This is a genomic window from Microbispora hainanensis (genome assembly GCF_006874475.1).
GTDB classification, from domain to species: domain Bacteria; phylum Actinomycetota; class Actinomycetes; order Streptosporangiales; family Streptosporangiaceae; genus Microbispora; species Microbispora hainanensis.
Map to the genome: position 1 here is coordinate 13,426 of NZ_VIRM01000016.1, position 21,592 is coordinate 35,017.

The 21,592-nt window shown below is 70.9% G+C and carries 20 protein-coding genes and 1 riboswitch; of the genes, 12 read left to right on the plus strand and 8 right to left on the minus strand.

The genetic code is table 11. The features are described from left to right. The first annotated feature begins 5 nt into the window (after nt 1-5). Both FLX08_RS15155 and FLX08_RS15160 read left to right on the plus strand, forming a co-directional pair. Nucleotides 6-1,037, plus strand: a complete 1,032-nt coding sequence (locus tag FLX08_RS15155) for an ABC transporter ATP-binding protein (RefSeq protein WP_208761475.1) — start codon at nt 6-8, stop codon at nt 1,035-1,037. Then, entirely contained in the window at nt 1,021-2,037 is a 1,017-nt protein-coding gene (locus FLX08_RS15160; protein ID WP_142619486.1) for an ABC transporter ATP-binding protein, read from the plus strand. Before FLX08_RS15155 ends, FLX08_RS15160 begins: the two co-directional genes overlap by 17 nt. Nucleotides 2,038-2,048: 11 nt before the next feature. Here FLX08_RS15160 and FLX08_RS15165 read toward each other — a convergent pair whose 3' ends face one another. Then, the gene (locus FLX08_RS15165; protein WP_142619487.1) at nt 2,049-2,855 is read right to left on the minus strand and encodes an SAM hydrolase/SAM-dependent halogenase family protein; all 807 of its coding nucleotides are present in this window, start codon (nt 2,853-2,855) and stop codon (nt 2,049-2,051) included. Nucleotides 2,856-2,961: 106 nt separating this feature from the next. On the opposite strand from FLX08_RS15165, the gene FLX08_RS15170 reads away from it, so the two are divergent. From FLX08_RS15170 to FLX08_RS15185, 4 genes are all read left to right on the plus strand, one after another. Continuing rightward, nucleotides 2,962-3,243, plus strand: a complete 282-nt coding sequence (locus tag FLX08_RS15170) for a DUF3263 domain-containing protein (RefSeq protein WP_208761476.1) — start codon at nt 2,962-2,964, stop codon at nt 3,241-3,243. An 86-nt stretch (nt 3,244-3,329) separates the two neighbouring features. Then, on the plus strand, nt 3,330-4,151 hold the full coding sequence (gene otsB, locus FLX08_RS15175; RefSeq protein ID WP_142619489.1) for a trehalose-phosphatase: 822 nt from the start codon (nt 3,330-3,332) through the stop codon (nt 4,149-4,151). A 10-nt stretch (nt 4,152-4,161) separates the two neighbouring features. Then, nucleotides 4,162-4,761 (plus strand): hypothetical protein, encoded by a 600-nt coding sequence (locus FLX08_RS15180; protein WP_142619490.1) that lies wholly within the window; start codon nt 4,162-4,164, stop codon nt 4,759-4,761. 70 nt (nt 4,762-4,831) lie between these two features. Further along, on the plus strand, nt 4,832-5,434 hold the full coding sequence (locus FLX08_RS15185; RefSeq protein WP_142619491.1) for a hypothetical protein: 603 nt from the start codon (nt 4,832-4,834) through the stop codon (nt 5,432-5,434). Between the two features lie 25 nt (nt 5,435-5,459). On the opposite strand, the gene FLX08_RS15190 is transcribed toward FLX08_RS15185, so the two are convergent. Together FLX08_RS15190 and FLX08_RS15195 are read right to left on the minus strand one after the other, a co-directional pair. Further along, nucleotides 5,460-6,629, minus strand: coding sequence for an MFS transporter (locus FLX08_RS15190; RefSeq protein WP_167530424.1), 1,170 nt, complete (start codon nt 6,627-6,629; stop codon nt 5,460-5,462). A gap of 89 nt (nt 6,630-6,718) precedes the next feature. Continuing rightward, nucleotides 6,719-8,143: an alpha,alpha-trehalose-phosphate synthase (UDP-forming) gene (locus FLX08_RS15195; RefSeq protein ID WP_142619493.1), complete on the minus strand. Its 1,425-nt coding sequence runs from the start codon at nt 8,141-8,143 to the stop codon at nt 6,719-6,721. Nucleotides 8,144-8,246: 103 nt separating this feature from the next. Here FLX08_RS15195 and FLX08_RS15200 point away from each other — a divergent pair, with 103 nt between their 5' ends. From FLX08_RS15200 to groL, 5 genes are all read left to right on the plus strand, one after another. After that, nucleotides 8,247-8,798 carry an RNA polymerase sigma factor gene (locus FLX08_RS15200; protein ID WP_142619494.1) on the plus strand — a complete coding sequence of 184 codons (552 nt, stop codon included), beginning with the start codon at nt 8,247-8,249 and terminating at the stop codon, nt 8,796-8,798. A 261-nt stretch (nt 8,799-9,059) separates the two neighbouring features. Further along, nucleotides 9,060-9,199: riboswitch (SAM riboswitch) on the plus strand. Between the two features lie 14 nt (nt 9,200-9,213). Beyond that, nucleotides 9,214-10,488: a threonine synthase gene (thrC, locus tag FLX08_RS15205; RefSeq protein ID WP_142619495.1), complete on the plus strand. Its 1,275-nt coding sequence runs from the start codon at nt 9,214-9,216 to the stop codon at nt 10,486-10,488. 45 nt (nt 10,489-10,533) lie between these two features. Beyond that, a complete protein-coding gene (locus FLX08_RS15210) occupies nt 10,534-10,809 on the plus strand; it encodes a MoaD/ThiS family protein (protein ID WP_142619496.1) in 276 nt (91 codons plus the stop codon). 256 nt (nt 10,810-11,065) lie between these two features. Further along, nucleotides 11,066-11,266 carry a cold-shock protein gene (locus FLX08_RS15215; protein WP_030509192.1) on the plus strand — a complete coding sequence of 67 codons (201 nt, stop codon included), beginning with the start codon at nt 11,066-11,068 and terminating at the stop codon, nt 11,264-11,266. Nucleotides 11,267-11,678: 412 nt separating this feature from the next. Beyond that, nucleotides 11,679-13,301, plus strand: coding sequence for a chaperonin GroEL (gene groL / locus FLX08_RS15220; RefSeq protein WP_142619497.1), 1,623 nt, complete (start codon nt 11,679-11,681; stop codon nt 13,299-13,301). Between the two features lie 71 nt (nt 13,302-13,372). Here the strand turns inward: groL and FLX08_RS15225 are convergent, their stop codons facing one another. Next, the gene (locus FLX08_RS15225) at nt 13,373-13,801 is read right to left on the minus strand and encodes a GNAT family N-acetyltransferase (RefSeq protein ID WP_142619498.1); all 429 of its coding nucleotides are present in this window, start codon (nt 13,799-13,801) and stop codon (nt 13,373-13,375) included. Further along, a complete protein-coding gene (locus FLX08_RS15230; RefSeq protein ID WP_142619499.1) occupies nt 13,798-15,783 on the minus strand; it encodes a HelD family protein in 1,986 nt (661 codons plus the stop codon). Before FLX08_RS15230 ends, FLX08_RS15225 begins: the two co-directional genes overlap by 4 nt. Before the next feature lie 137 nt (nt 15,784-15,920). Between FLX08_RS15230 and FLX08_RS15235 the strand changes: the two genes are divergently transcribed. Further along, nucleotides 15,921-16,229, plus strand: a complete 309-nt coding sequence (locus FLX08_RS15235) for a hypothetical protein (RefSeq protein WP_142619500.1) — start codon at nt 15,921-15,923, stop codon at nt 16,227-16,229. A 622-nt stretch (nt 16,230-16,851) separates the two neighbouring features. Here FLX08_RS15235 and FLX08_RS15240 read toward each other — a convergent pair. The 3 genes from FLX08_RS15240 to FLX08_RS15250 form a co-directional block, all read right to left on the minus strand. Then, complete coding sequence (locus tag FLX08_RS15240; protein WP_142619501.1) at nt 16,852-18,507, minus strand: DNA repair helicase XPB; 1,656 nt, start codon at nt 18,505-18,507, stop codon at nt 16,852-16,854. A gap of 72 nt (nt 18,508-18,579) precedes the next feature. Next, nucleotides 18,580-19,092 carry a hypothetical protein gene (locus FLX08_RS15245; protein WP_142619502.1) on the minus strand — a complete coding sequence of 171 codons (513 nt, stop codon included), beginning with the start codon at nt 19,090-19,092 and terminating at the stop codon, nt 18,580-18,582. A gap of 47 nt (nt 19,093-19,139) precedes the next feature. After that, nucleotides 19,140-21,527 carry a helicase-associated domain-containing protein gene (locus tag FLX08_RS15250; protein ID WP_142619503.1) on the minus strand — a complete coding sequence of 796 codons (2,388 nt, stop codon included), beginning with the start codon at nt 21,525-21,527 and terminating at the stop codon, nt 19,140-19,142. Nucleotides 21,528-21,592 lie beyond the last annotated feature (65 nt).

The window sequence follows — 21,592 nt, forward strand, 5'->3', positions numbered from 1 at the left end:
AGCGAGTGACGGAAGTGCTTTCCGAGCAGGTGGGCAGAGGCTCCCACAGCGGCGCCCTGCTGGAGGTGGACAACCTCCACGTCGAGTTCCGCACCCGGGCGGGCGTGGCCAAGGCCGTCAACGGCGTGACCTACAGTGTGGACGCCGGCGAGACGCTCGCCGTGCTGGGCGAGTCGGGTTCGGGCAAGAGCGTCACGGCCCAGACCATCATGGGCATCCTCGACATGCCTCCGGGGAAGATCACCGGCGGTGAGATCCGTTTCCGGGGCGTCGACCTGCTCAAGCTGCCCGACGACCAGCGCAGGAAGATCCGTGGAGAGGGCGTCTCCATGGTCTTCCAGGACGCGCTGTCCGCGCTGAACCCGGTCTTCCCGGTCGGCTGGCAGATCGCCGAGATGTTCCGCATGCACCGCGGCGCGTCGCGGGCGGACGCCAAGAAGAAGGCCATCGAGCTGATGGACCGGGTCAGGATCCCGGCCGCCAAAGACCGCGTCAACGACTTCCCGCACCAGTTCTCCGGCGGCATGCGCCAGCGCATCATGATCGCCATGGCGATCGCGCTCGACCCGGAGATCCTGATCGCGGACGAGCCGACCACCGCGCTCGACGTGACCGTCCAGGCACAGATCATGGGTCTGCTCGCGGAGCTGCAGCGCGACAGCAACATGGGCCTGATCCTGATCACCCATGACCTCGGCGTCGTCGCCGACGTCGCGGACAAGATCGCGGTCATGTACGGCGGGCGCATCGTCGAGAACGCCCCGGTGCACGACCTGTACAAGAACCCGGCCCACCCCTACTCCAAGGGGCTGCTGGAGTCCATCCCCAGGGTGGACCACAAGGGCCAGGAGCTCTACGCGATCAAGGGCCTGCCGCCCAACCTGCTGGAGATGCCGACCGGCTGCGCCTTCCACCCGCGCTGCCCCTACCGGCGGGACAACTGCGTGACCGACGTTCCCCAGCTGTACACGATCAGTGGCACCCGCGGCAGCGCCTGCCACTACTGGAGGGAGGTCATCGATGAAGGCGAACGCTGAGTCGATCCTCGAAGTCCGCGACCTCGTCAAGCACTTCCCGCTCACCCAGGGCGTCGTCGTCAAGCGGCAGATCGGCGCGATCAAGGCCGTCGACGGGGTCTCCTTCGACCTGCACCGGGGCGAGACGCTCGGGATCGTCGGCGAGTCGGGCTGTGGCAAGTCCACCCTGGCCAAGCTGCTGATGGCGCTGGAGCGGCCCACCTCGGGCTCCGTGCGCGTCCACGGCAGGGACATCACCACGGCCAGGGGCGCCGAGCTCAAGCGGATGCGCCGCAACATCCAGATGGTCATGCAGGACCCCTACACCTCGCTGAACCCGCGGATGACCGTCGGCGACATCGTGGGGGAGCCGTTCGAGATCCACACGGACGTCGTGCCGAAGGGCGGCCGCCGGCGCCGGGTGCAGGAGCTGCTCGAAGTGGTCGGCCTCAACCCCGACCACATCAACCGCTACCCGCACCAGTTCTCCGGCGGCCAGCGTCAGCGCATCGGCATCGCCCGCGGTCTGGCGCTCCAGCCTGAGATCATCATCTGCGACGAGCCGGTCTCCGCGCTCGACGTGTCGATCCAGGCCCAGGTCATGAACCTGCTGGAGCGGCTGCAGAACGAGTTCGACCTCGCGTACATCTTCATCGCGCACGACCTGTCGGTGGTCCGCCACATCTCCGACCGCGTCGCGGTGATGTACCTCGGCAAGATCGTCGAGCTGGGCAGCGACGCCCAGATCTACGACGGCCCGACCCACCCGTACACCCAGGCGCTGCTGTCGGCCGTGCCCGTGCCCGACCCCGAGGGCCGGGAGACCCGTCAGCGGATCATCCTGCAGGGCGACCCGCCCTCGCCGGCCAACCCGCCGTCGGGCTGCCACTTCCGCACGCGGTGCTGGAAGGCGCAGGACATCTGCGCCGAGCAGACGCCCGCGCTGGAGCCGCGCCAGGGCAGCGGCCACCCCAGCGCCTGCCACTTCGCCGAGGTCCGCGACGTGGTGAACGCCCAGTAGGACCGGCCGGGTCAGCGCCCGGGCGACAGCCGTACGTGCGCGCCCGGGGGCAGACCCAGGCGGTCGGAGGCGTCCCCGGCGTTGATCGCCATCGCGACCAGCCCGGCGGAGTCGGTGAACGCCACCAGGTCGCCGGGCGGTACGGCGGTGAACGTCTCCCGGTAGGGCACGGCGACCTGGCGGCGCCCGAGCCACACGGCCACGGTGTCGCCGAGCCGCACGCCGATCTCGGCCATGTCGGTGGCGGTGATCGACAACTGGACGTTGCCGTGCCTGTCCACCGACAGCACCTCGCCCTCGGCCGTGCCGTCCCGCAACCGGCACGTCGGCGCGGGCAGGGTCACCAGGCGGTCCAGCGGCATCGGCGGCCCCACGTCGGCGACCGCGCGTCCGGTGCACAGGTGGGCGGCCACCGGGGCGAACAGGTCCCGTCCCGGGAAGGTCGGAGAGACGTTCTCCAGGCACAGGTCCTTGTTCGTGATCTCGTAGGCGGCGTCGGCGCCCCCCGCGGCGCGGACGGCCCACGACAGGATGCCGTTGTCCGGGCCGAGGAACACCCGTCCCCCCGCCTCCACGGCGACCGGGCGCCGGTTGCCGCCCACCGCGGGGTCGACCACCGCCAGGTGGACGCCCGCCGGCAGGTAGGGCAGGGTCTGCGCGAGGATGGCCGCGCCGCGGCGTACGTCCCCGGAGGGGACGAGATGGCCCACGTCGATGATCCGAGCCTGCGGGGCGATGCCCGCGATCACGCCGTGGCATGCGGCGACGTACCCGTCCTCCAGCCCGTAGTCGGTCAGAAGCGTGATTACAGAGCTCACATCACGTGACACTACGTCCGTCCCGCCCGGCCTGAACACCCCGGGTTCGCCTCGCGGGCTTGGCATTACCATGGGACGGGCCCGCGAGCCGATCGAGGAGGAGCCGATGGACACCGAACCGGCCGGCGGCGACGGGCCGGACCTCTCGGACCGCGACCGCGAGATGCTCGCGTTCGAACGCCAGTGGTGGCGTTACGCGGGTGCCAAGGAACAGGCGATCAGGGAGGCGTTCGGCATCTCCGCGACCCGGTACTACCAGTTACTCGGGGAGCTCATCGACCGGCCCGAGGCGCTGGAGCACGACCCCATGCTCGTCAAGCGGCTGCGCCGGATGAGAGCCGGCCGGCGGCGCGACCGCTCGGCCCGCCGCTTCGGATTCCACTCCTAGCTTTCCCTCCCCTTCACGCATGAGCCCCGCTTCCGGGGCATGAGGCCGTCGAGGCGTACGCACGGAACCCCCTTCGGAGTGAGGCCATGACCCTGCCCGCGCACGCAGGACTCGACGCGATCGTCGCCGATCCGGCCGGAGCCGTGATCGGGCTCGACTACGACGGCACGCTCTCCCCGATCGTGCCCGACCCCGCCGCCGCCCGTGTGCATCCCGGCGTGCCCGGCGTGCTGGCCGCGCTCGCCCCGCTGGTGCGCGCCGTCGTGATCGTCACCGGCCGCCCGCCGCGTACGGCTCTCGCCCTCGGAGAGGTCGCCGGCGGGCCGTCCCTCGCCGGCGTGCCCGGTCTGGTGATCCTCGGCCACTACGGGCTGGAGCGCTGGGAGGACGGCCGCCTGACGGCCCCGCCCCCGCCTCCCGGGCTCGACCTCGTCCGCGCCCGGCTGCCCGAGCTCGTGGAGGGCCTCGACGGCGCGTGGATCGAGGACAAGGACCGCGCCGTCGCCGTGCACACCCGGCGGTGCGCCGACCCCGCAGGGGCGCTTGAGGCGCTGCGCGGGCCGGTCATGGCGCTGGCCGGGGAGGCCGGGCTGGCGGTCGAGCCGGGCCGCATGGTGCTGGAGCTGCGGCCGGCCGGAATGGACAAGGGGAAGGCCCTGTCGGCCTTCCTCGCCGAACGGGACGCCCGCTCGGTCATGTTCGTCGGCGACGACCTGGGGGACCTCGCGGCCTTCGACGCGGTCGAGTCGGCCGGGATCCCCGGCGTACGGGTGTGCAGCGGGTCGGCGGAGGTGACCGCCCTGGCGGAACGCGCCGACGTGGTGGTGGACGGGCCCGACGGCGTCGTGGCCCTCCTCGGCGACCTCGTGGCACGCCTTCGCAAGTCCTCTGCAAGCGGCGAAGCCTAGGGTGCCGGGCATGAGGACAACGATCTCGGCCGTGGCGGCCGGCCTGACCGTGCTCGCGGCGTCCCTGGCGGCTCCGGCGGCGGCGTTCGCGAGCGACAGCGCGGCGACCAGGACCCTGCACCTGCGCAAGGGGCTGACGCTGAGGATCCCGTCGTCCTGGAAGGTCGACGCGAGTCGCAAGGACTGGCTGCGCGTCATCACCGGCTCGTGCCCCACCAAGGGCACGGACATGTACGGCTTCCGCGACTCGGGCTGCCACAGCTTCTGGATCATGGGGCCCAAGGCCATCGCCATAGGTCACGAGCTGTTCCAGAAGTACACGCCGGACGGCCCGTTCTATCCGGCCACCGACGTCGGGCCCTGCCCGGTGAAGAAGAACCTCGTCATCCGCAGGACCACGCTCGCCGAGAAGGGGCTGCGGCAGATCGGGCCGGGCCACAAGGCGTACTACCGCGACTGGGCGGGCACCTGCGGCACCATGACCTCGGGCAGGGTCAGGGCCCGCTACAACCAGCGCGAGTGGTATCTGCCGACGTCGAAGATCCTGGTGATCGACCAGTGGAGGACCCCGGGACTCGCCACCATCCTCAAGAACGCCACCTGGAACTGACGCCGCGTTCGGTGACTTCGCCTATCGGGCCGCAAGTCGTCCACAAGTGAACGCGCCTAATGTGCCGGACATGTTGAGAAAGACGATCTCGGTTGTGGCGGCGGGCGTGGCCGTGCTCGCGGCCACGCCGACCGCTCCGGCGGCGGCGGCCTTCGCGAGCGAAAGCCGCGCCACCAAGCAGGTCCATCTGCGCAACGGCCTGACCCTCACGATCCCCGCGTCGTGGAAGGTGGCCAAGGACGACAAGGACTGGGTGCGCGTCATCACGGGCTCGTGCCCCACCTTCGGCACGGAGGACTTCGGGTTCCGCGACTGGGGGTGCCGCGGCTTCTGGGTGCTGGGCCCGAAGGCGCTCAAGATCGGGCTGCGCACGTTCCAGGCGTACAAGCCGAAGTACGGCTACGACCCCGCGACCGACGTCAGCATCTGTCCCAAGAGCTACAAGCTCTACAAGGGCGAGTGGAAGCTCGCGGACAAGGGGCTGCGGCAGGTCGGGCGCGGCCACAAGGCGGACTACCACAGGTGGGCGGCGACCTGCGTCGACAAGAAGTGGCGGGTGAAGCTGCACTACAACCAGCGCGAGTGGTATCTGCCCACGTCGAAGATCCTCGTCCTCGACCAGTGGGACAACCCGCAGCTCAGCGCGATCCTCAGGAACGCGACCTGGCACTGACCGGCCCAGGCCCGGTAGGCGCCGGTCAGGAACGCGTCCGGGAGGCGGCCGCTCCTCCGGCGGCCACCGCGACCAGGGCGGGCGTGAGCAGGAACGCCGTGTGCGTCCCGAAGCCGTCGCCCAGCGCGCCGAGCACGAACGGCCCGCTGCCCGAGCCCACGCCCGCCCAGATCGAGGCCGCGCCCGACGCCTGGTCCGGCCGGCCTCCCGACACCTCGATCATGCGGGTGAGGCCCATGGGGAACTGGACCGAGATGCCGAGCCCGCTGAGCGCGAGCCCGGCGTAGCAGACTGGCGCCGAGGTCCCGGCCCAGAACAGCGCCCAGCCCGCCAGGGTCACCCCGAGCGAGCCGAGCAGCACCGACCCGGGCGCGAAGCGCAGGGCCAGCCGGGCGCCGCCGAACCGGCCCGCCGCCATGCCGGCCAGCATCGCGCTCAGCCCGGTCGCCGCCAGGCCGGGCGACAGCCCGGTGCGCTGGGAGAGCAGCTCGGCGGCCCACAGGTTGAAGGCGAACTCGATGGCCACGCAGCACAGCAGGACCACTCCGGCGACGTGGAAGCGCCAGCCGTACGGCGCCTTGCCGCCCGACGCCTCCGGCGCCTCCGTGGACGGCGGCGGGACGGGCGTCGGCGGCACCCAGACCCGGCCCATGAGCAGGGCCAGCAGGAGGGTGGAGGCCACCGGCACGAACAGCGCGGGCCGCCAGCCGGCCGGAGACTCGGCCACCACGCTGAAGGCGTAGGTGGTGGCGATTCCGGCGATCACGGCGACCGCGTTGGCCTCGCTGATGACGGCCGCCCCCGCAGGGCCGTGGTGGTCGCTGAGCACCGCCATCATCACGTAGAGCGCCGTCGAACCGCAGCAGCCGGCCAGCGTGAAACCGGCCAGCGTGAACGGGAGCGCGTGCCCGAACGCGACGAGGAGCACCCCGGCGTTCATCCCGGTCAGACCGGCCCAGATGACGACGCGCCGTCCGAACCGCCTCGTCAGCGCGGGCAGGGCCAGCCCGCCGGCGATGCCGCCCAGCGCCATCCCGGTGCCGTGCAGCCCGGCGACGGCCTGGGAGACGCCGAGTTCGGCGCGCAGGAGGGGGAGGGCGGCCGACAGGCCGTAGAGGTAGGTGGCGAAGGTGGCGAGCTGGAGATAGATCAACCAGGTGGGGCTGTCCCTGATGACCTTTATGTTGCGGTCCAAAACCAGGCAAGGGTAGCGCAGCCGATCATTCGGGACGAGGGTCGAACGCTGTGGCGTACAGCACCCGCGCCCGCACTGGATCGGCGGAGTCAGTGCAGTGCGGCGAGCTGGTCGTCGAACCAGCGCTGGGGCGGCAGGGCGGTGGCGGCCTCGCGCAGCCGCAGGCCGCGCCTGAGCCGCTCCTCCTCGGGCAGCGTCAGCGCGTCGTGCAGCGCCGCCGCCGTGCCGGACACGTCGTAGGGGTTGACGAGAAGGGAGTCGGCCCCCAGCTCGGCCGCCGCGCCCGCCTCGCGGGACAGCACGAGCGCGCACCGGGGCGACAGGATCGGGCCCTCCTTGGCCACCAGGTTCATGCCGTCCCTGATCGGGTTGACGAGCAGGACGTCGGCCAGCCGGTAGGCGGCCAGCGAGCGCGGGTAGTCGTCGTTCACGTTGAGGATCAGCGGGTCCCAGTCCTCGGTCGCGTACTCGTCCTCGATCTCCTTGGCGCAGCGCTGCACGGCCGCCGTGTATTCGCGATATTCCGGCAGGTCGTGGCGGGAGGGGTAGGCGAACGCGAGGTGGACGACCCGGCCGTGCCATTCGGGATGGGCGGCCAGGAACTCCTGGTAGGCCCGCAGGCCGCGCACGATGTTCTTGGACAGCTCGGTGCGGTCGATGCGCACGATCAGCTTGCGGTCGCCCACGAGGTCTCTGATCACGCTCATGTGCGACTCGACGTCCTGCTCGGCCGCCCGGGCCAGCAGCGCCTCGCCGTTCACACCGAGCGGGTGCACGCCGATCCTGGTGGTCCGCCCGTCGTGGGTGACCGTACGGGCGGCGTGGTCCACGTCGGCGCCGAGCAGGGCTTCGCAGCAGTCCATGAAGGCGCGGGCCCAGCGCGCGGTGAGGAACCCGGCGTGGTCGGCGCCGAGGATGCCGGTCAGCACCTCCGCCACGACGTCCTCGGGCAGCAGCGCGAAGTATTCCGGCGGCGCCCAGGGCGTGTGCGAGAAGTGGGCGATGCGCAGGTCGGGCCGCTCGACGCGGAGCATCGCCGGGGTCAGCGTCAGGTGGTAGTCCTGCACCATGACGCGCGCCCGGTGGGCCGCCTCCTCGGCCAGGGCCAGCGCGAACGCGCCGTTGTACGTGCGGTATGACTCCCACTCGCGGCGGAACCGCGTGCCGAACTCGGGGGAGAAGGGCGTGTTGTAAAGCAGGTGGTTGACGAACCACAGGGTCGAGTTGGCCACGGCGTTGTAGGCCCGGTGGAAGACCGCGGGCGGAATGTCCAGCATGCGGATCGGGCCCGTGTCGAAGGCCCGGTCGAGCCGCCCGCCGGGCGTCCGGCGCACCGCGCCCCGGTCGCCCTCCGACAGCGCCGCGCAGACCCACAGGACGTCGGTGTCCCTGACCACCTCGGACAGGCCGGAGACGAGCCCGCCGCCGCCCCTGCGCATGGTCAGGCCGCCGTCTTCCGACAGCGTGAAGGACACCGGGCCCCGGTTGGACGCGATCAGAACGGTGCTGCTCATCTTCGGGTTCCCTCGATCAGAGCGGGCGCGCATGCCGGAAGATTAATAAAAGCCGACCTCCGTCAATAGGATGTCAACCGATCGCGGGAGGGCTGGATACGGCATGGCACTGGACGACACGACCGAAGACCTGGCCCGATCTGCTGCCCAGGGGGACCACCGCGCGCTCGGCGAACTGCTGCGGCGCATCGAGCCCGACGTGCTGCGGCACTGCGAGCGGCTTCTACCGTATCGGCAGGACGCGGAGGAGGCGGCGCAGGACACGCTGCTCGCCGTGGCGCGCAACATCGCGAGGTTCGAGGGGCGGGCCAGGTTCAGCACCTGGCTGCACATCGTGACCGTCAACTGCGCCAGGACCACCTACCGCTCGCTCAAGCGGCGCTCGTCCGAGCAGGCGGAGGAGCTGCCCGATCAGCGGCCGGATCCCCGGCGGGTGAGCGTCATCGCGGGCTCTCGGCTCGACCTGCTCGACGCGATGGAGGCGCTGGAGGCCGAGCGGCCCGACCTCGCCCAGGCGCTCGTGCTGCGCGACATCTGCCAGCTCGACTACGCGGAGGTCGCCGACCAGCTGAAAATTCCCCTCGGGACGGTCAAGTCCCGCATCCACCAGGCGCGCAAGTACGTGCAGAGCGCGCTCGGCGAGGCGTACGGCTGATACAAAACGTCTCGCCATATGAGACGTCAGAACGGACACCGGGGACGCCGGGGTACAGTGCTAGTGCCGCGACTGACAAGATTTGCCCGCGCGGAGCGGTGGCCGGAGTAGTGCATCGCAAGGCGGAGGAGGAGCTCGTAGCCGGAGGCTACGGGCGACGACGACAACGCCGCGAGGTGCCGCTCTGGGCGACGCGACGGGGCAAAAGATTGGCAGGAGGGGCACTTAAGGACCTCCCTTGGAAGGTCCTACAACTGAACATGCTCATCCAGAGGGGTGGAGGGACCGGCCCTGCGAAGCCCCGGCAACCTCCCCGGTGTCGAACTCGTGCCCACGAGGCCCGGCCGGGACAGGTGCCAATTCCGGCTCGTGGCCAGGGTGGTCGCGAGCGAAGATGAGGGAAAGGCCTCGCTTCATGGCGCATACCAGCACTGCCGCTGCCACTCCCGCGAACACCGTCGAGTTCGGCCCCGCTACCGGACTTTCGTGTCGCGAATGTGGCGCTCTCTACGAACTCGGCCCGATTTTCGCCTGTACGGAGTGTTTCGGCCCCCTTGAGGTGGCGTACGACTTCGGCGAGATCCGCCGGGAGGACATCGAGTCCGGCCCGGCGAACATCTGGCGTTACCGCTCCCTGCTCCCCGTTCCCGCCGGCGTGGCGGCCAAGCCCAACCTCCAGCCCGGCTGGACCAAGCTCGTGAAGGCCGACAGGCTGGCGGCCGAGCTGGGCCTGCGGTCGCTGCACGTCAAGGACGACTCCGGCAACCCGACCCACTCCTTCAAGGACCGGGTCGTCGCGATCGCGCTGGAGGCCGCGCGCAACTTCGGCTTCCACACCCTGTCGTGCTCCTCCACCGGCAACCTCGCCGGCGCGGTGGGCGCGGCGGCCGCCCGGGCCGGGCTGGACTCCTGCGTGTTCATCCCCGCCGACCTGGAGCCGGCCAAGGTCACCATGGCCGCCGTGTACGGCGGCCGCCTGGTCGCCCTCGAAGGCACCTACGACGAGGTCAACCGCTTCTGCTCCGAGCTCATCGGCGACGAGCTGGGCGAGAAGTGGGGCTTCGTCAACGTCAACCTCCGGCCCTACTACGCCGAGGGCTCCAAGACCCTGGCGTACGAGATCGCCGAGCAGCTCGGCTGGCGGCTGCCCGACCAGATCGTCATCCCGGTGGCGTCCGGCTCGCAGCTGACGAAGATCGACAAGGGCTTCCGTGAGCTGATCAAGCTGGGGCTGGTCGAGGAGCGGCCCTACCGGATCTTCGGGGCGCAGGCCGAGGGCTGCTCGCCGGTCTCCCGGGCGTTCAAGGCCGGGCAGGACGTGGTGCAGCCGGTGCGGCCCGACACCATCGCCAAGTCCCTGGCCATCGGCAACCCGGCGGACGGGCCGTACGTGCTCGACATCGCGCGTCGGACGGGCGGCGCCGTGGAGGACGTGACCGACGAGGAGATCGTCGACGCGATCCGCCTGCTGGCCAGGACCGAGGGCGTCTTCGCCGAGACCGCGGGCGGCGTCACGGTCGGCGTGCTGCGCAAGCTGGTGCGCGAGGGCCGCCTCGACCCCGACGCCGAGACCGTGGTGCTGAACACCGGCGACGGGCTCAAGACGCTCGACGCGGTGGCCGAGCACGCCCGTCCCACCGCCGTCATCCGTCCTTCTCTCGACGCGTTCCGTGCGGCATTCGCCAACTGAAAGCGTTTCAAAAGGCCCATCAGCAGTAACGAAAGCGAGCGAACAATGAGCGTTTCCGTGCGGATTCCGACGATTCTCCGGACGTACACCAACGGGGCCGCGGAGGTGAGCGGCGAGGGAGGAACGCTCCGCGAGGTCCTGCAGAAGCTCGACGCGGACTACCCCGGCATCGGCGGTCGCATCCTGGACGAGACGGGTAAGATCCGGCGTTTTGTCAACGTCTACGTCGGAGAAGAGGACGTCCGATTCGCCGAGGGTCTGGACACGGCCACGCCGGAGGGGGTGCAGATTTCGGTCATCCCCGCCGTCGCCGGAGGCTGAGCCGCCGCACCGGGGCCGAGCACCTGACATGCGCTTCTATCGGGGAAGAAGTCATACGGTGCCATGGCAAATGGTGCAGCTCTCAACTATTAAACAGCAAAGTGAATATTCTTCGGTCCCGCTTTGAGCGAACGCCAAGTAGTAGTTTGCGGATTGACTCTGTTGTCCTACGGCTTGACACGGGTATGGTCGATGACGATCGACAAAACCGGGGGCTTCTTGGGTGTGGTCCCCAGCCCAGCAAGAGGAGTCGGAAGTGGCGCAGGGCACCGTCAAATGGTTTAACGCGGACAAGGGCTACGGCTTCATCGCGGTAGACGGTGGTAAGGACGTGTTCGTCCATTACTCGGCAATCATGATGGACGGCTACAAGGCCCTCGAGCAGGGTCAGCGGGTTGAGTTCGACATCACGCAGGGTCAGAAGGGCCCGCAGGCGGAAGCCGTACGCGCCGTCTGATCCCGTCATCGACCTACGGAAGGCCCGGTGCGCGAGCCCGCGCACCGGGCCTTCCGCCTGCTGTACGTCTTCTTCACTCCGCCCGGCTGTCGGCGCGGGGCATGGAGGGAGCCCGGCCCGTCGATCTCGGCTGGTGGGCGTGCCGCTCCGGAGGGAGCCCGGCCCCTCGGTCTCGGCCGGCAGGTGGGGCGCTCTGAAGGGATGCTCTAGACATACCGTACAAGCTGGTCAGCATGGCTTCCGCTTGCACTCTAAGGGGTAGAGTGCTAAATACTTGTTTGGCACTCTGAGGTCGAGAGTGACAACAACCGGGATCGGGGCGATGGGGCCCGCGCAGGGATAGCGGGTCCATGCCGTCGCGGGCGTCGGCTCGGTCCGTTGAAGACACCCTGCTACTGGGAGGTCTAGCCTAATGGCAGCCAAGATGATCGCGTTTGACGAGGACGCCCGGCGCGGTCTCGAGCGCGGTATGAACCAGCTCGCCGACGCCGTGAAGGTGACCCTCGGCCCGAAGGGCCGCAACGTCGTGCTGGAGAAGAAGTGGGGCGCCCCCACGATCACCAACGACGGTGTCTCCATCGCCAAGGAGATCGAGCTCGAGGACCCGTGGGAGAAGATCGGCGCCGAGCTCGTCAAGGAAGTCGCCAAGAAGACCGACGACGTCGCCGGTGACGGCACCACGACGGCTACCGTGCTCGCCCAGGCGCTGGTCCGCGAGGGTCTGCGGAACGTCGCCGCGGGTGCGAACCCGATGGCGCTGAAGAAGGGCATCGAGGCCGCCGTCGAGCGCGTCAGCGAGGAGCTGTCGAAGCTCGCCAAGGACGTGGAGACCAAGGAGCAGATCGCCTCCACCGCCTCCATCTCCGCCGCCGACACCGAGATCGGCGCACTCATCGCCGAGGCGATGGACAAGGTGGGCAAGGAAGGCGTCATCACCGTCGAGGAGAGCAACACCTTCGGCCTGGAGCTGGAGCTCACCGAGGGCATGCGCTTCGACAAGGGCTACGTGTCCGGCTACTTCGTGACCGACCCCGAGCGCATGGAGGCGGTCTTCGAGGACCCGTACATCCTGATCGTCAACTCCAAGATCTCGGCCAACAAGGACCTGCTGCCGCTGCTCGACAAGGTCGTGCAGTCCGGCAAGCCGCTGGTCATCATCGCCGAGGACGTCGAGGGCGAGGCCCTGGCCACCCTGGTCGTCAACAAGATCCGCGGCCTGTTCAGGTCCGTGGCCGTCAAGGCTCCGGGCTTCGGCGACCGCCGCAAGGCCATGCTGGGCGACATCGCCATCCTCACCGGTGGCCAGGTCATCTCCGAGGAGGTCGGTCTCAAGCTCGAGAACGCGACGCTCGACCTGCTCGGCCGTGCCCGCAAGGTCGTCGTCACCAAGGACGAGACCACGATCGTCGACGGCGCCGGTGACCCCGAGCAGATCGCCGGCCGGGTCAACGAGATCCGCGCCGAGATCGAGCGCACCGACTCCGACTACGACCGCGAGAAGCTCCAGGAGCGCCTCGCCAAGCTGGCCGGCGGCGTCGCCGTCATCAAGGCCGGCGCGGCCACCGAGGTCGAGCTCAAGGAGCGCAAGCACCGCATCGAGGACGCCGTCCGCAACGCGAAGGCCGCGGTCGAGGAGGGCATCGTCCCCGGTGGTGGCGTGGCTCTGCTGCAGGCCGGCGCCAACGCGTTCGACAAGCTCGAGGTCAACGGCGACGAGGCCACCGGTGCCGCGATCGTCCGCAAGGCCCTTGAGGAGCCGCTGAAGCAGATCGCCGTCAACGCCGGCCTCGAGGGCGGCGTCGTGGTGGAGAAGGTCCGCAACCTCCCGGCTGGTGAGGGCCTCAACGCCGCGACCGGCGAGTACGTCAACATGTTCGAGTCCGGCATCATCGACCCGGCCAAGGTCACCCGCTCGGCGCTGCAGAACGCGGCGTCCATCGCGGCGCTGTTCCTGACCACCGAGGCCGTCATCGCCGAGAAGCCCGAGAAGGAGAAGGCCCCCGCCATGCCCGGCGGCGGCGACATGGACTTCTGATCCATCTGCCTGCTTCGTCTCAACGGAAGGGCGGTTCCCCCCGGGGGAGCCGCCCTTTCCCGTTGAACGGGTCAGGTGAGGCGCCTGACCCAGCGGGCGCAGTCGGTCTGCATCGCGTATCCCGCCGCCGTCCAGGCGTGGTGTGCCAGGGCGTTGTCGTGCAGGACCATCGCGTCGGCACGGAACGCGCCGAACTTCCTGAACCGCTCCTCGGCGGCCCGGATCAGCAGTGATCCGATGCCCATGCGCCGGTGGGCGGGATCCACGGCGAGCCGGTAGAGGTGGGCGCGCCAGCCGTCCCACCCGGCGATGAGCGTGCCGGCCATGCGGCCGTCGATCTCGGCGACGAGCAGCGCCTCGGGATCGCGCTCGATCAGGGCCACCACCTTGCCGGCGTCGTCGTGCCTGTCGGTGTTCTCCGCGGCCTCCAGCCAGAACCGCAGCAGGGCCGGGACGTCGTCGAGCGCTCCGTGGCGGATGTGTACGTCGGGAGAGGTCATCGCAGCTCCTCGGGAAGATCGCGAGCGTGCAGGACGGTCAGCGACGTTACCGCTCGAGTGAGGACCACGTAGAGGCGGGCGAGGCCGCGCTCCTCCGCCTCCACGATCGCGGCCGGCTCGACGACGATCACGTGGTCGTACTCCAGGCCCTTGGCGAGCGTCGCCGGGACCAGCAGCACCCGGTCGTCGCCCGTCGAGTCGGGGCCGAGCACGGTGTGCGGCACCGTGGCGGCCTCCAGGGCCGCCGAGAGCGCGGGAAGGGCGGAGTCCGGGGCGATGACGCCGATCGAGCCCTCCTGCCCGAGGGCCTGCCGTACGGCCCCGGGGAGGGCGGCGGTGACGTCGGCCTCGCGGCGTACGGACAGGGAGCCTGCGCCGGGACGCAGCGAGCGCGGCGGGGCGAGATCCGGCGCCACGGAGGGCAGCAGCCGCGCGGCGAAGCCGAGGACCTCGTGAGGCACGCGGAAGCCGAGCGTGAGCTCGGTGACCTCGCCGGACGGCTGGCCGAGGTGGTCGAGCACGGTCTTCCACGAACGCGCCGACCAGGGAGTGGTGCCCTGGGCGAGATCGCCGAGCACGGTGGCCGAGCCGGTGCGGCAGCGGCGTCCGAGCGCCCGCAACTGCATCGCCGACAGGTCCTGCGCCTCGTCCACCACGAGGTGTCCCCGCGACGGCGTCCGTTCGATGAGGTCGGCCAGCTCGTCCAGCAGCGCCGCGTCCGCGGCCGTCCACTTGGCCGACCGGTGCGACTTGTACGGCTTGCGCCACAGGATGAGGTCCTGCTCCTCGGGCGAGAGGTCCGACTTCGCCGCCTTGGCGAGGAACTCCGCGTCCGACAGCAACCGGAACAGCACCTGCTCGGGGGTGAGCTTCGGCCAGACGGCGTCGAGCAGGGCCTTGACCGGCTTCGACCGGGCCACCGCGTCCTGGACCCGGTCGTCGGGCGACTCGCCGCGCCGTTCCATCTGGACGAGCACGGCGTGGGCGAGCCGCTGGGCCAGGGTGGTGCGGCCCGGGCCGTACCGGGTCGTGCCGCGCAGCGAGGCGACGATCTCGCGGACCTCGTGATCGGGCACCCGATAGCGGTTGATGCCCTTGGTGAACAGCACCCCGTCGACCGGCTTGGTCACGTGCAGCCACAGCGCACGCCTGACGACCTCGGCCATGCGGGCGTCGCCCTTCACGGCCGCCGCCGCGGGGTCCTCGGGATGGGCGTGGTCGCCCAGGACCCCGGCCACCGTCGTCTGGTCGACCTTCACCTCGCCGAGCGCGGGCAGCACCGAGGAGATGTAGGAGAGGAAGGCCCGGTTGGGCCCGACGATCGTCACGCCCGAGCGCGCCAGCTTCTCCCGGTGGGTGAACAGCAGGTAGGCCGCGCGGTGCAGGCCCACGGCCGTCTTGCCCGTGCCCGGCGCCCCCTGCACGCAGACGGTCACGCCGAGGTCGGCGCGGACGATCTCGTCCTGGTCGGGCTGGATGGTCGCCACGATGTCCCGCATCGGGCCGGTGCGGGGCCGCTCGATCTCCTCGGTCAGCAGCCTGCTCTGCCCGAGCGCCCGGCCGTCGAGCGGCTCGTCCTCGTACGCCGTGAGGTCGCCGCCCTGGTAGCCGAACCTGCGGCGCAGCGCCACTCCCATCGGGTCGGCGGGGCTGGCCTGGTAGAAGGCGCGGGAGACCGGGGCGCGCCAGTCGATCACGAGGGGCCGGCTGCTCTCGTCGTGGACGTGCCTGCGGCCGACGTAGACCGTGCTCGGCAGGTCGTCGCCGGCGGCGCGGTCCAACCGGCCGAAGAACAGCGGCGCGTCGGGGTGGTCGGCCAGCGCGGCCACCCGCTGGTCGAGCAGGCCCTGCAGGACCTGCTGCGACACCCAGTCGCCGGCGGCGTCCGCCGACAGCGACTGCGCGTGTTCGCGCATCGCTCGCAGTGCGGCGCGGGAGGCCGCGAGATGGGCGCGCTCGGCTTCGAGCACATCTCCTGGCATGCGAAAACTCCTCTGGGCATGACGAGGTCAGGACTTGTGGAAGCGGGAAACTCAAGAGCTTAGCGATGGACACCGCGATGCCGAAACGGTATTTCTCTCGCGTGTCGCCGTTTCCCGGCGCGGGTATCTGTACCCGGGTGACGCGCACCGTGGTTCCTCCGGCGATCCCGGCCGCGGCGAGCCTGCTGCTCGCCGCGCTGTGGGGGTTCGCGGTTTTCGGCGACTGGAGCACCCAGGCCTTCTGCGCGACGAGCGGGGGACCGTCGCCGGGCTGCGCGGACCGGATCGCCTCGGTGGTCACGCTGTCCGTGATGGTCGGGGTGGTCGCGGTGTGCGCCACCGGGGTCGCCTGGCTCGCCCGGCGCGAGTCCCTGTACGGCGTCGCCGTGGTGGCCTGGCTCGTCGCACTGGTGGTGCTGTTCGTCGGCGGCCTGACCGCCCAGTGACCGCGTCCTTGACCGGCGCGAAAAGCTTTCCGGAGGAGACGATGGAGCGCTCCATCGTCGGCCCGCCGGGGAAACGACATGCAGTAGTGGGGTGATTTGTCCTGATCCGCGGCGTTTGGTGAGCGGGGTTTCACCGTCTTGGGTGAGCCGGGCGCTCGACGGGCGAGATGACGGGCAGCGAGAAACCAGGATCAAGACGAAAAATGCGCATATTGTGTGATTCGCCTTGTCTGCTGGGTATTGCCGCCATCACGACTGCATCATGTGAGGGCAAAGCGCGAGGAGGTGATGTGGTGACCAGCCCCAAGGGCATCTCCTGGACCTAGTGAGCACACAGCCACCGGGCTCGGGGAGCGGAGCGGGCTTGGCGAGGACCGGGACCTGGCTCGCCGGTTCGCCGGTCATGCGTTCGGCCTGGTCGCGCAGCGCCCGCCCCGCGGTGGTGGTCGTCCCCTCGTCGTGGATCAGCCCGCGCGCGGCGAAATCAAGTCGCGCGCGGCGGCCTGCTCCTCGTCGCTCCAGCCGAGGCCCCGCGAAGCTCAGGCCCGCGAAGCTCTGTGTCGAGTCCGCGAAACCCTGCGCCGGGCCGGGAGCCTGCGCCGGCGCCTCTCCGGCCACGTCGTCAGCGCGCCGGGTCCTCTTCGCCCACGTCGTCGGCGTCGATGATGTGGTACGCGTACCCCTGCTCGGCCAGGAACCGCTGCCGGTGCGCGGCGAACTCCTGGTCGACCGTGTCGCGGCTGACCACCGAGTAGAACCGCGCGCCGCCGCCGTCGGCCTTGGGGCGCAGCACCCGGCCCAGCCGCTGGGCCTCCTCCTGGCGTGAGCCGAACGTGCCGGAGACCTGGATCGCCACGGCCGCCTCGGGCAGGTCGATGGAGAAGTTGGCGACCTTCGAGACCACCAGCACCCGGATCTCCTTGTCGCGGAACGCCTGGAACAGGCGCTCGCGCTCCTTGACCTTGGTCTCGCCCTTGATGACCGGCGCGTTCAGGTGCTCGCCCAGCTCGTCGAGCTGGTCGATGTACTGCCCGATGACCAGCACCTGCTCGTCGGCGTGCCGCCGCACCAGCGCCTCGGTCACCCGCGTCTTGGCCGGGGTGGTCGAGCAGAACCGGTAGCGCTCGTCGCTCTCGGCCATCGCGTACGCCAGCCGCTCGTCGTCGCTGAGCGTCACCCGCACCTCGACGCACTCGGCGGGGGCGATGTAGCCCTGGTTCTCCATCTCCTTCCAGGGTGTGTCATAGCGCTTCGGCCCGATGAGCGAGAAGACGTCGCCCTCCCGGCCGTCCTCGCGTACGAGCGTGGCGGTGAGGCCGATGCGCCGGCGGGCCTGGAGATCGGCGGTCATCCGGAAGATCGGCGCGGGCAGCAGGTGGACCTCGTCGTAGACGACGAGCCCCCAGTCGCGGGCGTCGAACAGCTCAAGGTGCCGGTAGGTGCCCTGCCGCCGGGTCGTCATGACCTGGTAGGTGGCGATCGTGACCGGCCGGATCTCCTTCTTGGTGCCGGTGTATTCGCCGATCTCGTCCTCGGTCAGCGAGGTGCGCCTGAGCAGCTCCTGCTTCCACTGGTGGGCCGAGACCGTGTTGGTGACGAGGATCAGCGTGGTCGCGCGGGCGTGCGCCATGGCCGCCGCGCCCACGATCGTCTTGCCCGCGCCGCACGGCAGCACCACGACTCCGGAGCCGCCGTGCCAGAACGCGTCGGCCGCCTCCTTCTGGTAGGGCCGCAGCGACCAGCCGTCCTCGCGCAACTCGATGGGGTGGTGCTCGCCGTCGACATACCCGGCCAGGTCTTCGGCCGGCCAGCCGAGCTTGAGCAGCGTCTGCTTGATGTTGCCGCGCTCGGAGGGGTGCACGGCCACGATGTCGGCGCCGAAGCGCTCCCCGACCAGCGGCTGGATCTTCTTGGAGCGCAGCACCTCCTCCAGCACGGCGCGGTCGGTGCTGGAGAGCACCAGGCCGTGGATGGGGTGCTTCTCCAGCCGCAGCCTGCCGTACCGCGCCATGGTCTCGGCGACGTCCACGAGCAGCGCGTGCGGCACCGGATAGCGGCTGAAGCCGATCAGCGCGTCGACAACCTGCTCGGCGTCATGCCCGGCGGCCCGGGCGTTCCACAGCGCGAGCGGGGTGACCCGATAGGTGTGGACGTGCTCGGGCGCGCGCTCGAGTTCGGCGAACGGGGCGATGGCCTTCCGGCACTCGTCCGCCCTCGGGTGGTCGACCTCCAGCAGCAGCGTCTTGTCCGACTGGACGATCAGCGGCCCGTCACTCAATGCCTGCTCCCCCTCGTACGGCTAACGCCTATCAAACACGAGGCCGGGCCGAATCAGTCCCGGTCGCCGGAATCAGTCGTCGAGGTAGCCGTTGACACCGGCCCAGATGATCGCGCCGATCCCGATCACGAACAGGACGGCGTTGATGCCGATGGCGATCCACGTCCACTTGAGCAGCTTGCGGGACTGGTCCGGCTCGGTGTCCACCTTGCCGAGCGCGATCCCGGACAGGATCGCCCCGGCGATGCCGCCGAGGGTGAAGTAGCAGCTCAGCGCCAGCACGATGCTGACGACGAGGGCCACGATCGCGTGCGTGCGCGGGCCCTGCTGCCTCGGCGGATAGCCGCCGGGCGGGTAGTAGCCGTAGCCGTACTGCTGCTGCCCATACTGCCCGTACTGCTGCCCGTATTGCTGGTTGGGATCGGGCCCCGGCGGCGGGCCGTACGGGCCGTACTGCTGCTGTCCGTAGGGCTGCTCGCCATAGGGGGGCTGTCCGTAGGGGGTGGAGCCGGACGGCGGTCCATAGGGGTTGGACGGCGTCTGCCAATCCTGGGGCCCCTGCCCCGGCTGCTCTGGAGTCGTCATCCTGAGATCCTTTACTACGGGGGACCTCAAGATTTACCACGGATATGTCATCGGCCGATCTCGGCGATGCCCGTGATGCGGTGCAGGGCGAAGCGGTGGACGGTCGCCCGGGTCTCGTCGTACGCGGTGAGGTAGCCGCCCTCCATCCGGGCCGGTTCGAGGATGCGGCTGGTGGCGTGTCCCTGCGAGTCGAGGTAGCCGATCCACACCCGCGATCCCTGCCGGATGGCGTCCTGGAGCGCGCTGATCGTGGCGGTCGCCGGGGAGCGGGGCACCTGGCCCTCGGGCGCCTCCACGGGCCGCCGCCGGGAGTCACCCGCCCGCATTGCCCGTACGGCCGCGGCGACCACCTCGGGATCGGGCGCGGTGTTCGCGGTCACCCGGGCGGCGAGCTGTCCCTCGGTCCGCCGGGCGTCGGCCCGCGCGACGACCACGTCGCCCTCCAGCGACTCGGCCACCGGCGCGTACCCCATCGCCCGCAGCGAGTCGACCAGCGCGGCCCTGGAGGTCTTGGACGCCAGCACGGTCGGCGCGAGCCGCCGCAGCCGCAGCAGGTGGGCCCGCTTGTCGGCGAGCACCTCGTCGAGCAGCGCCGGGTCGTCGCACCGGATGTACGCCGACGCCGTGCCGACCCGGATCCGCCCGTGGCGGCGGGCCACATCGGTGACCAAATAGCGCAGCGGCTGCGGGACCGGGGTGGCCGAGTGCCGTTCCAGCACGGTGAGCAGGTCGTCGGCCGAGTGCCCCGCGTCGAGCGCCCGGCGCACCGACTGCTCCGAGAAGCGGTAGACCGTCGCCGCGCCCTTGCTCTCCACGTCGGCCATGAGCGCGAGCCTGCGGCCGAGGTCGGTGGTCAGCGGGCCGGGCGCCACGGCCGTCAGGTCGGCCTGCAGCAGCACGTGGTCGACCGCCTCGGGCAGTAGCGGGCCGAGCAGGCCGGCCGCCGCGCCGTCGCCCCGGGCCACGGCGCGGCCGTGTGAGGACGGCACGCCGAGCCCGGTCACGCCGATGTGCTCGGCCTCGCGCAGGGCGAAGCGTACGAGCCGGTCGCGCAGCGCGGGGCGGCGGCGGGGCTGCTCCCAGGCGAGCCGGGCCAGCACGGACTCGGGCGTCGGCGCGAGGCCGGGCGGCGCCGACTCCAGCACGGCGAGCGCGCGTGCCCGCGTCTGGGCGGCCCCCGGCCTGCGCAGATCGGGGTGGAGGGCGTTCATGGGACGGTCGCGGTCGTCCCGTTCGCCGATCAGCCCGGGGGCGCGCTCCATCGCGGCCCACGCGTCGGCGAGCACCGCCCATCGGTCCTCGGTGGCCTTGATCCGCCAGCCGTCGTAGCCGCCCGTCGGCAGCCATTCGCCCTCGCCGGCCGCGACCAGCCCGGCCGCGTGCGCGACCTCGACCACCAGCCCGGCCGCCCACTCCGGCAGGTCGAGGAGCTGGGCCGTCCGCCTGAGGTCGCGGATGGCGAGGCCGCCCGCGCGCAGCACGCCCGGCGGGTCGACGCTCCACAGCTCGCACAGCTCCTCGACCATGCGCACGAACGTGAAGGCCTGCCCGGCGGCCGTCCGGTCGGCCAGGTCCTGGTCGCGTACGGACCCCTCCAGGGCGGGCGGGCCGGGGGACAGATCACGGTGCACCCGGCCCTCGCGCAGCACGAGGGCGACCTCGCGGGGGAGCGCGACGGTCTCCTCCCCGGTCGCGCCGAGCAGCCCGCGGGCCAGCAGCTGTTCGATGGGCGACTGGGCGCTCGCGGCGTCCACCTCGCGGCGGGCGTTCGGCAGCCGCCCGCTCGCCGGGCCCCAGACCAGCTCGTTCAGGGCCGTCTGCGCCTGCGGGGAGACCTCGCCGACGAGGCGCGCGACCGTCGCGGCGTCGGCCAGCAGCGCCGCGAGCCGTTCCCTGGCCGGCCGGCCGCCGTCCGTGTGGCCGCCATCCGTGTGGCCGCCGCCCTCGTACGCCGGGTCGATGTCCCCCAATAGCACGTCGAGCCGTTCGGGCGGGTGGTGGCGGAACACCTCGGCGGCCGGCGGCCCCAGGGAGGCCGGGGGTTCGAGCGCCTCGGCCACGCCCGGCGCGGGCAGCAGCGCGTCGGCGGTGCCGTAGACCAGGGCGCGGGTGGTCAGCACGTCGAGCGCGGCGTCGAGGGCGGACGCGACGGCCTTGTCGTCGTGATCAGCGGGAACGGCACGGCGGAGCAGGGGCAGCAACGTCCCACGATCGGCGGGGCCGGGCCGCAGGGCCAGGGTCTCCAGCACGGCGAGCGTGAACCGGTCGAGCCGGTCCAGCGCCCGGCCGATGGCCGAGGGGCTGGAGGCGCGGGCGGCCAGGCCGTCGATGTGCGCGGGGACGGGCGTCACGAGTTCGGGCCGCGCCGCCACGAGCGCCTGCAGCAGCTCGTCGGAACGGCCGCGAAGCCAGTCGGCGAAGTCCGTGCCCGTCATTCTCTCCATGGTAGGGCTCGGCCTTGCTCCGGCCGCCGGAGCGCCCGTGTGGCAGGGGTTCGCGC

Bases quoted from the DNA above. Each gene is read 5' to 3' on its own strand.
- FLX08_RS15160 (WP_142619486.1), top strand. From the start codon at position 1,021: ATGAAGGCGAACGCTGAGTCGATCCTCGAAGTCCGCGACCTCGTCAAG.
- FLX08_RS15170 (WP_208761476.1), top strand. From the start codon at position 2,962: ATGGACACCGAACCGGCCGGCGGCGACGGGCCGGACCTCTCGGACCGC.
- otsB (WP_142619489.1), top strand. From the start codon at position 3,330: ATGACCCTGCCCGCGCACGCAGGACTCGACGCGATCGTCGCCGATCCG.
- FLX08_RS15180 (WP_142619490.1), top strand. From the start codon at position 4,162: ATGAGGACAACGATCTCGGCCGTGGCGGCCGGCCTGACCGTGCTCGCG.
- FLX08_RS15185 (WP_142619491.1), top strand. From the start codon at position 4,832: ATGTTGAGAAAGACGATCTCGGTTGTGGCGGCGGGCGTGGCCGTGCTC.
- FLX08_RS15195 (WP_142619493.1), bottom strand. From the start codon at position 8,143: ATGAGCAGCACCGTTCTGATCGCGTCCAACCGGGGCCCGGTGTCCTTC.
- FLX08_RS15200 (WP_142619494.1), top strand. From the start codon at position 8,247: ATGGCACTGGACGACACGACCGAAGACCTGGCCCGATCTGCTGCCCAG.
- thrC (WP_142619495.1), top strand. From the start codon at position 9,214: ATGGCGCATACCAGCACTGCCGCTGCCACTCCCGCGAACACCGTCGAG.
- FLX08_RS15210 (WP_142619496.1), top strand. From the start codon at position 10,534: ATGAGCGTTTCCGTGCGGATTCCGACGATTCTCCGGACGTACACCAAC.
- groL (WP_142619497.1), top strand. From the start codon at position 11,679: ATGGCAGCCAAGATGATCGCGTTTGACGAGGACGCCCGGCGCGGTCTC.
- FLX08_RS15225 (WP_142619498.1), bottom strand. From the start codon at position 13,801: ATGACCTCTCCCGACGTACACATCCGCCACGGAGCGCTCGACGACGTC.
- FLX08_RS15230 (WP_142619499.1), bottom strand. From the start codon at position 15,783: ATGCCAGGAGATGTGCTCGAAGCCGAGCGCGCCCATCTCGCGGCCTCC.
- FLX08_RS15245 (WP_142619502.1), bottom strand. From the start codon at position 19,092: ATGACGACTCCAGAGCAGCCGGGGCAGGGGCCCCAGGATTGGCAGACG.
- FLX08_RS15250 (WP_142619503.1), bottom strand. From the start codon at position 21,527: ATGACGGGCACGGACTTCGCCGACTGGCTTCGCGGCCGTTCCGACGAG.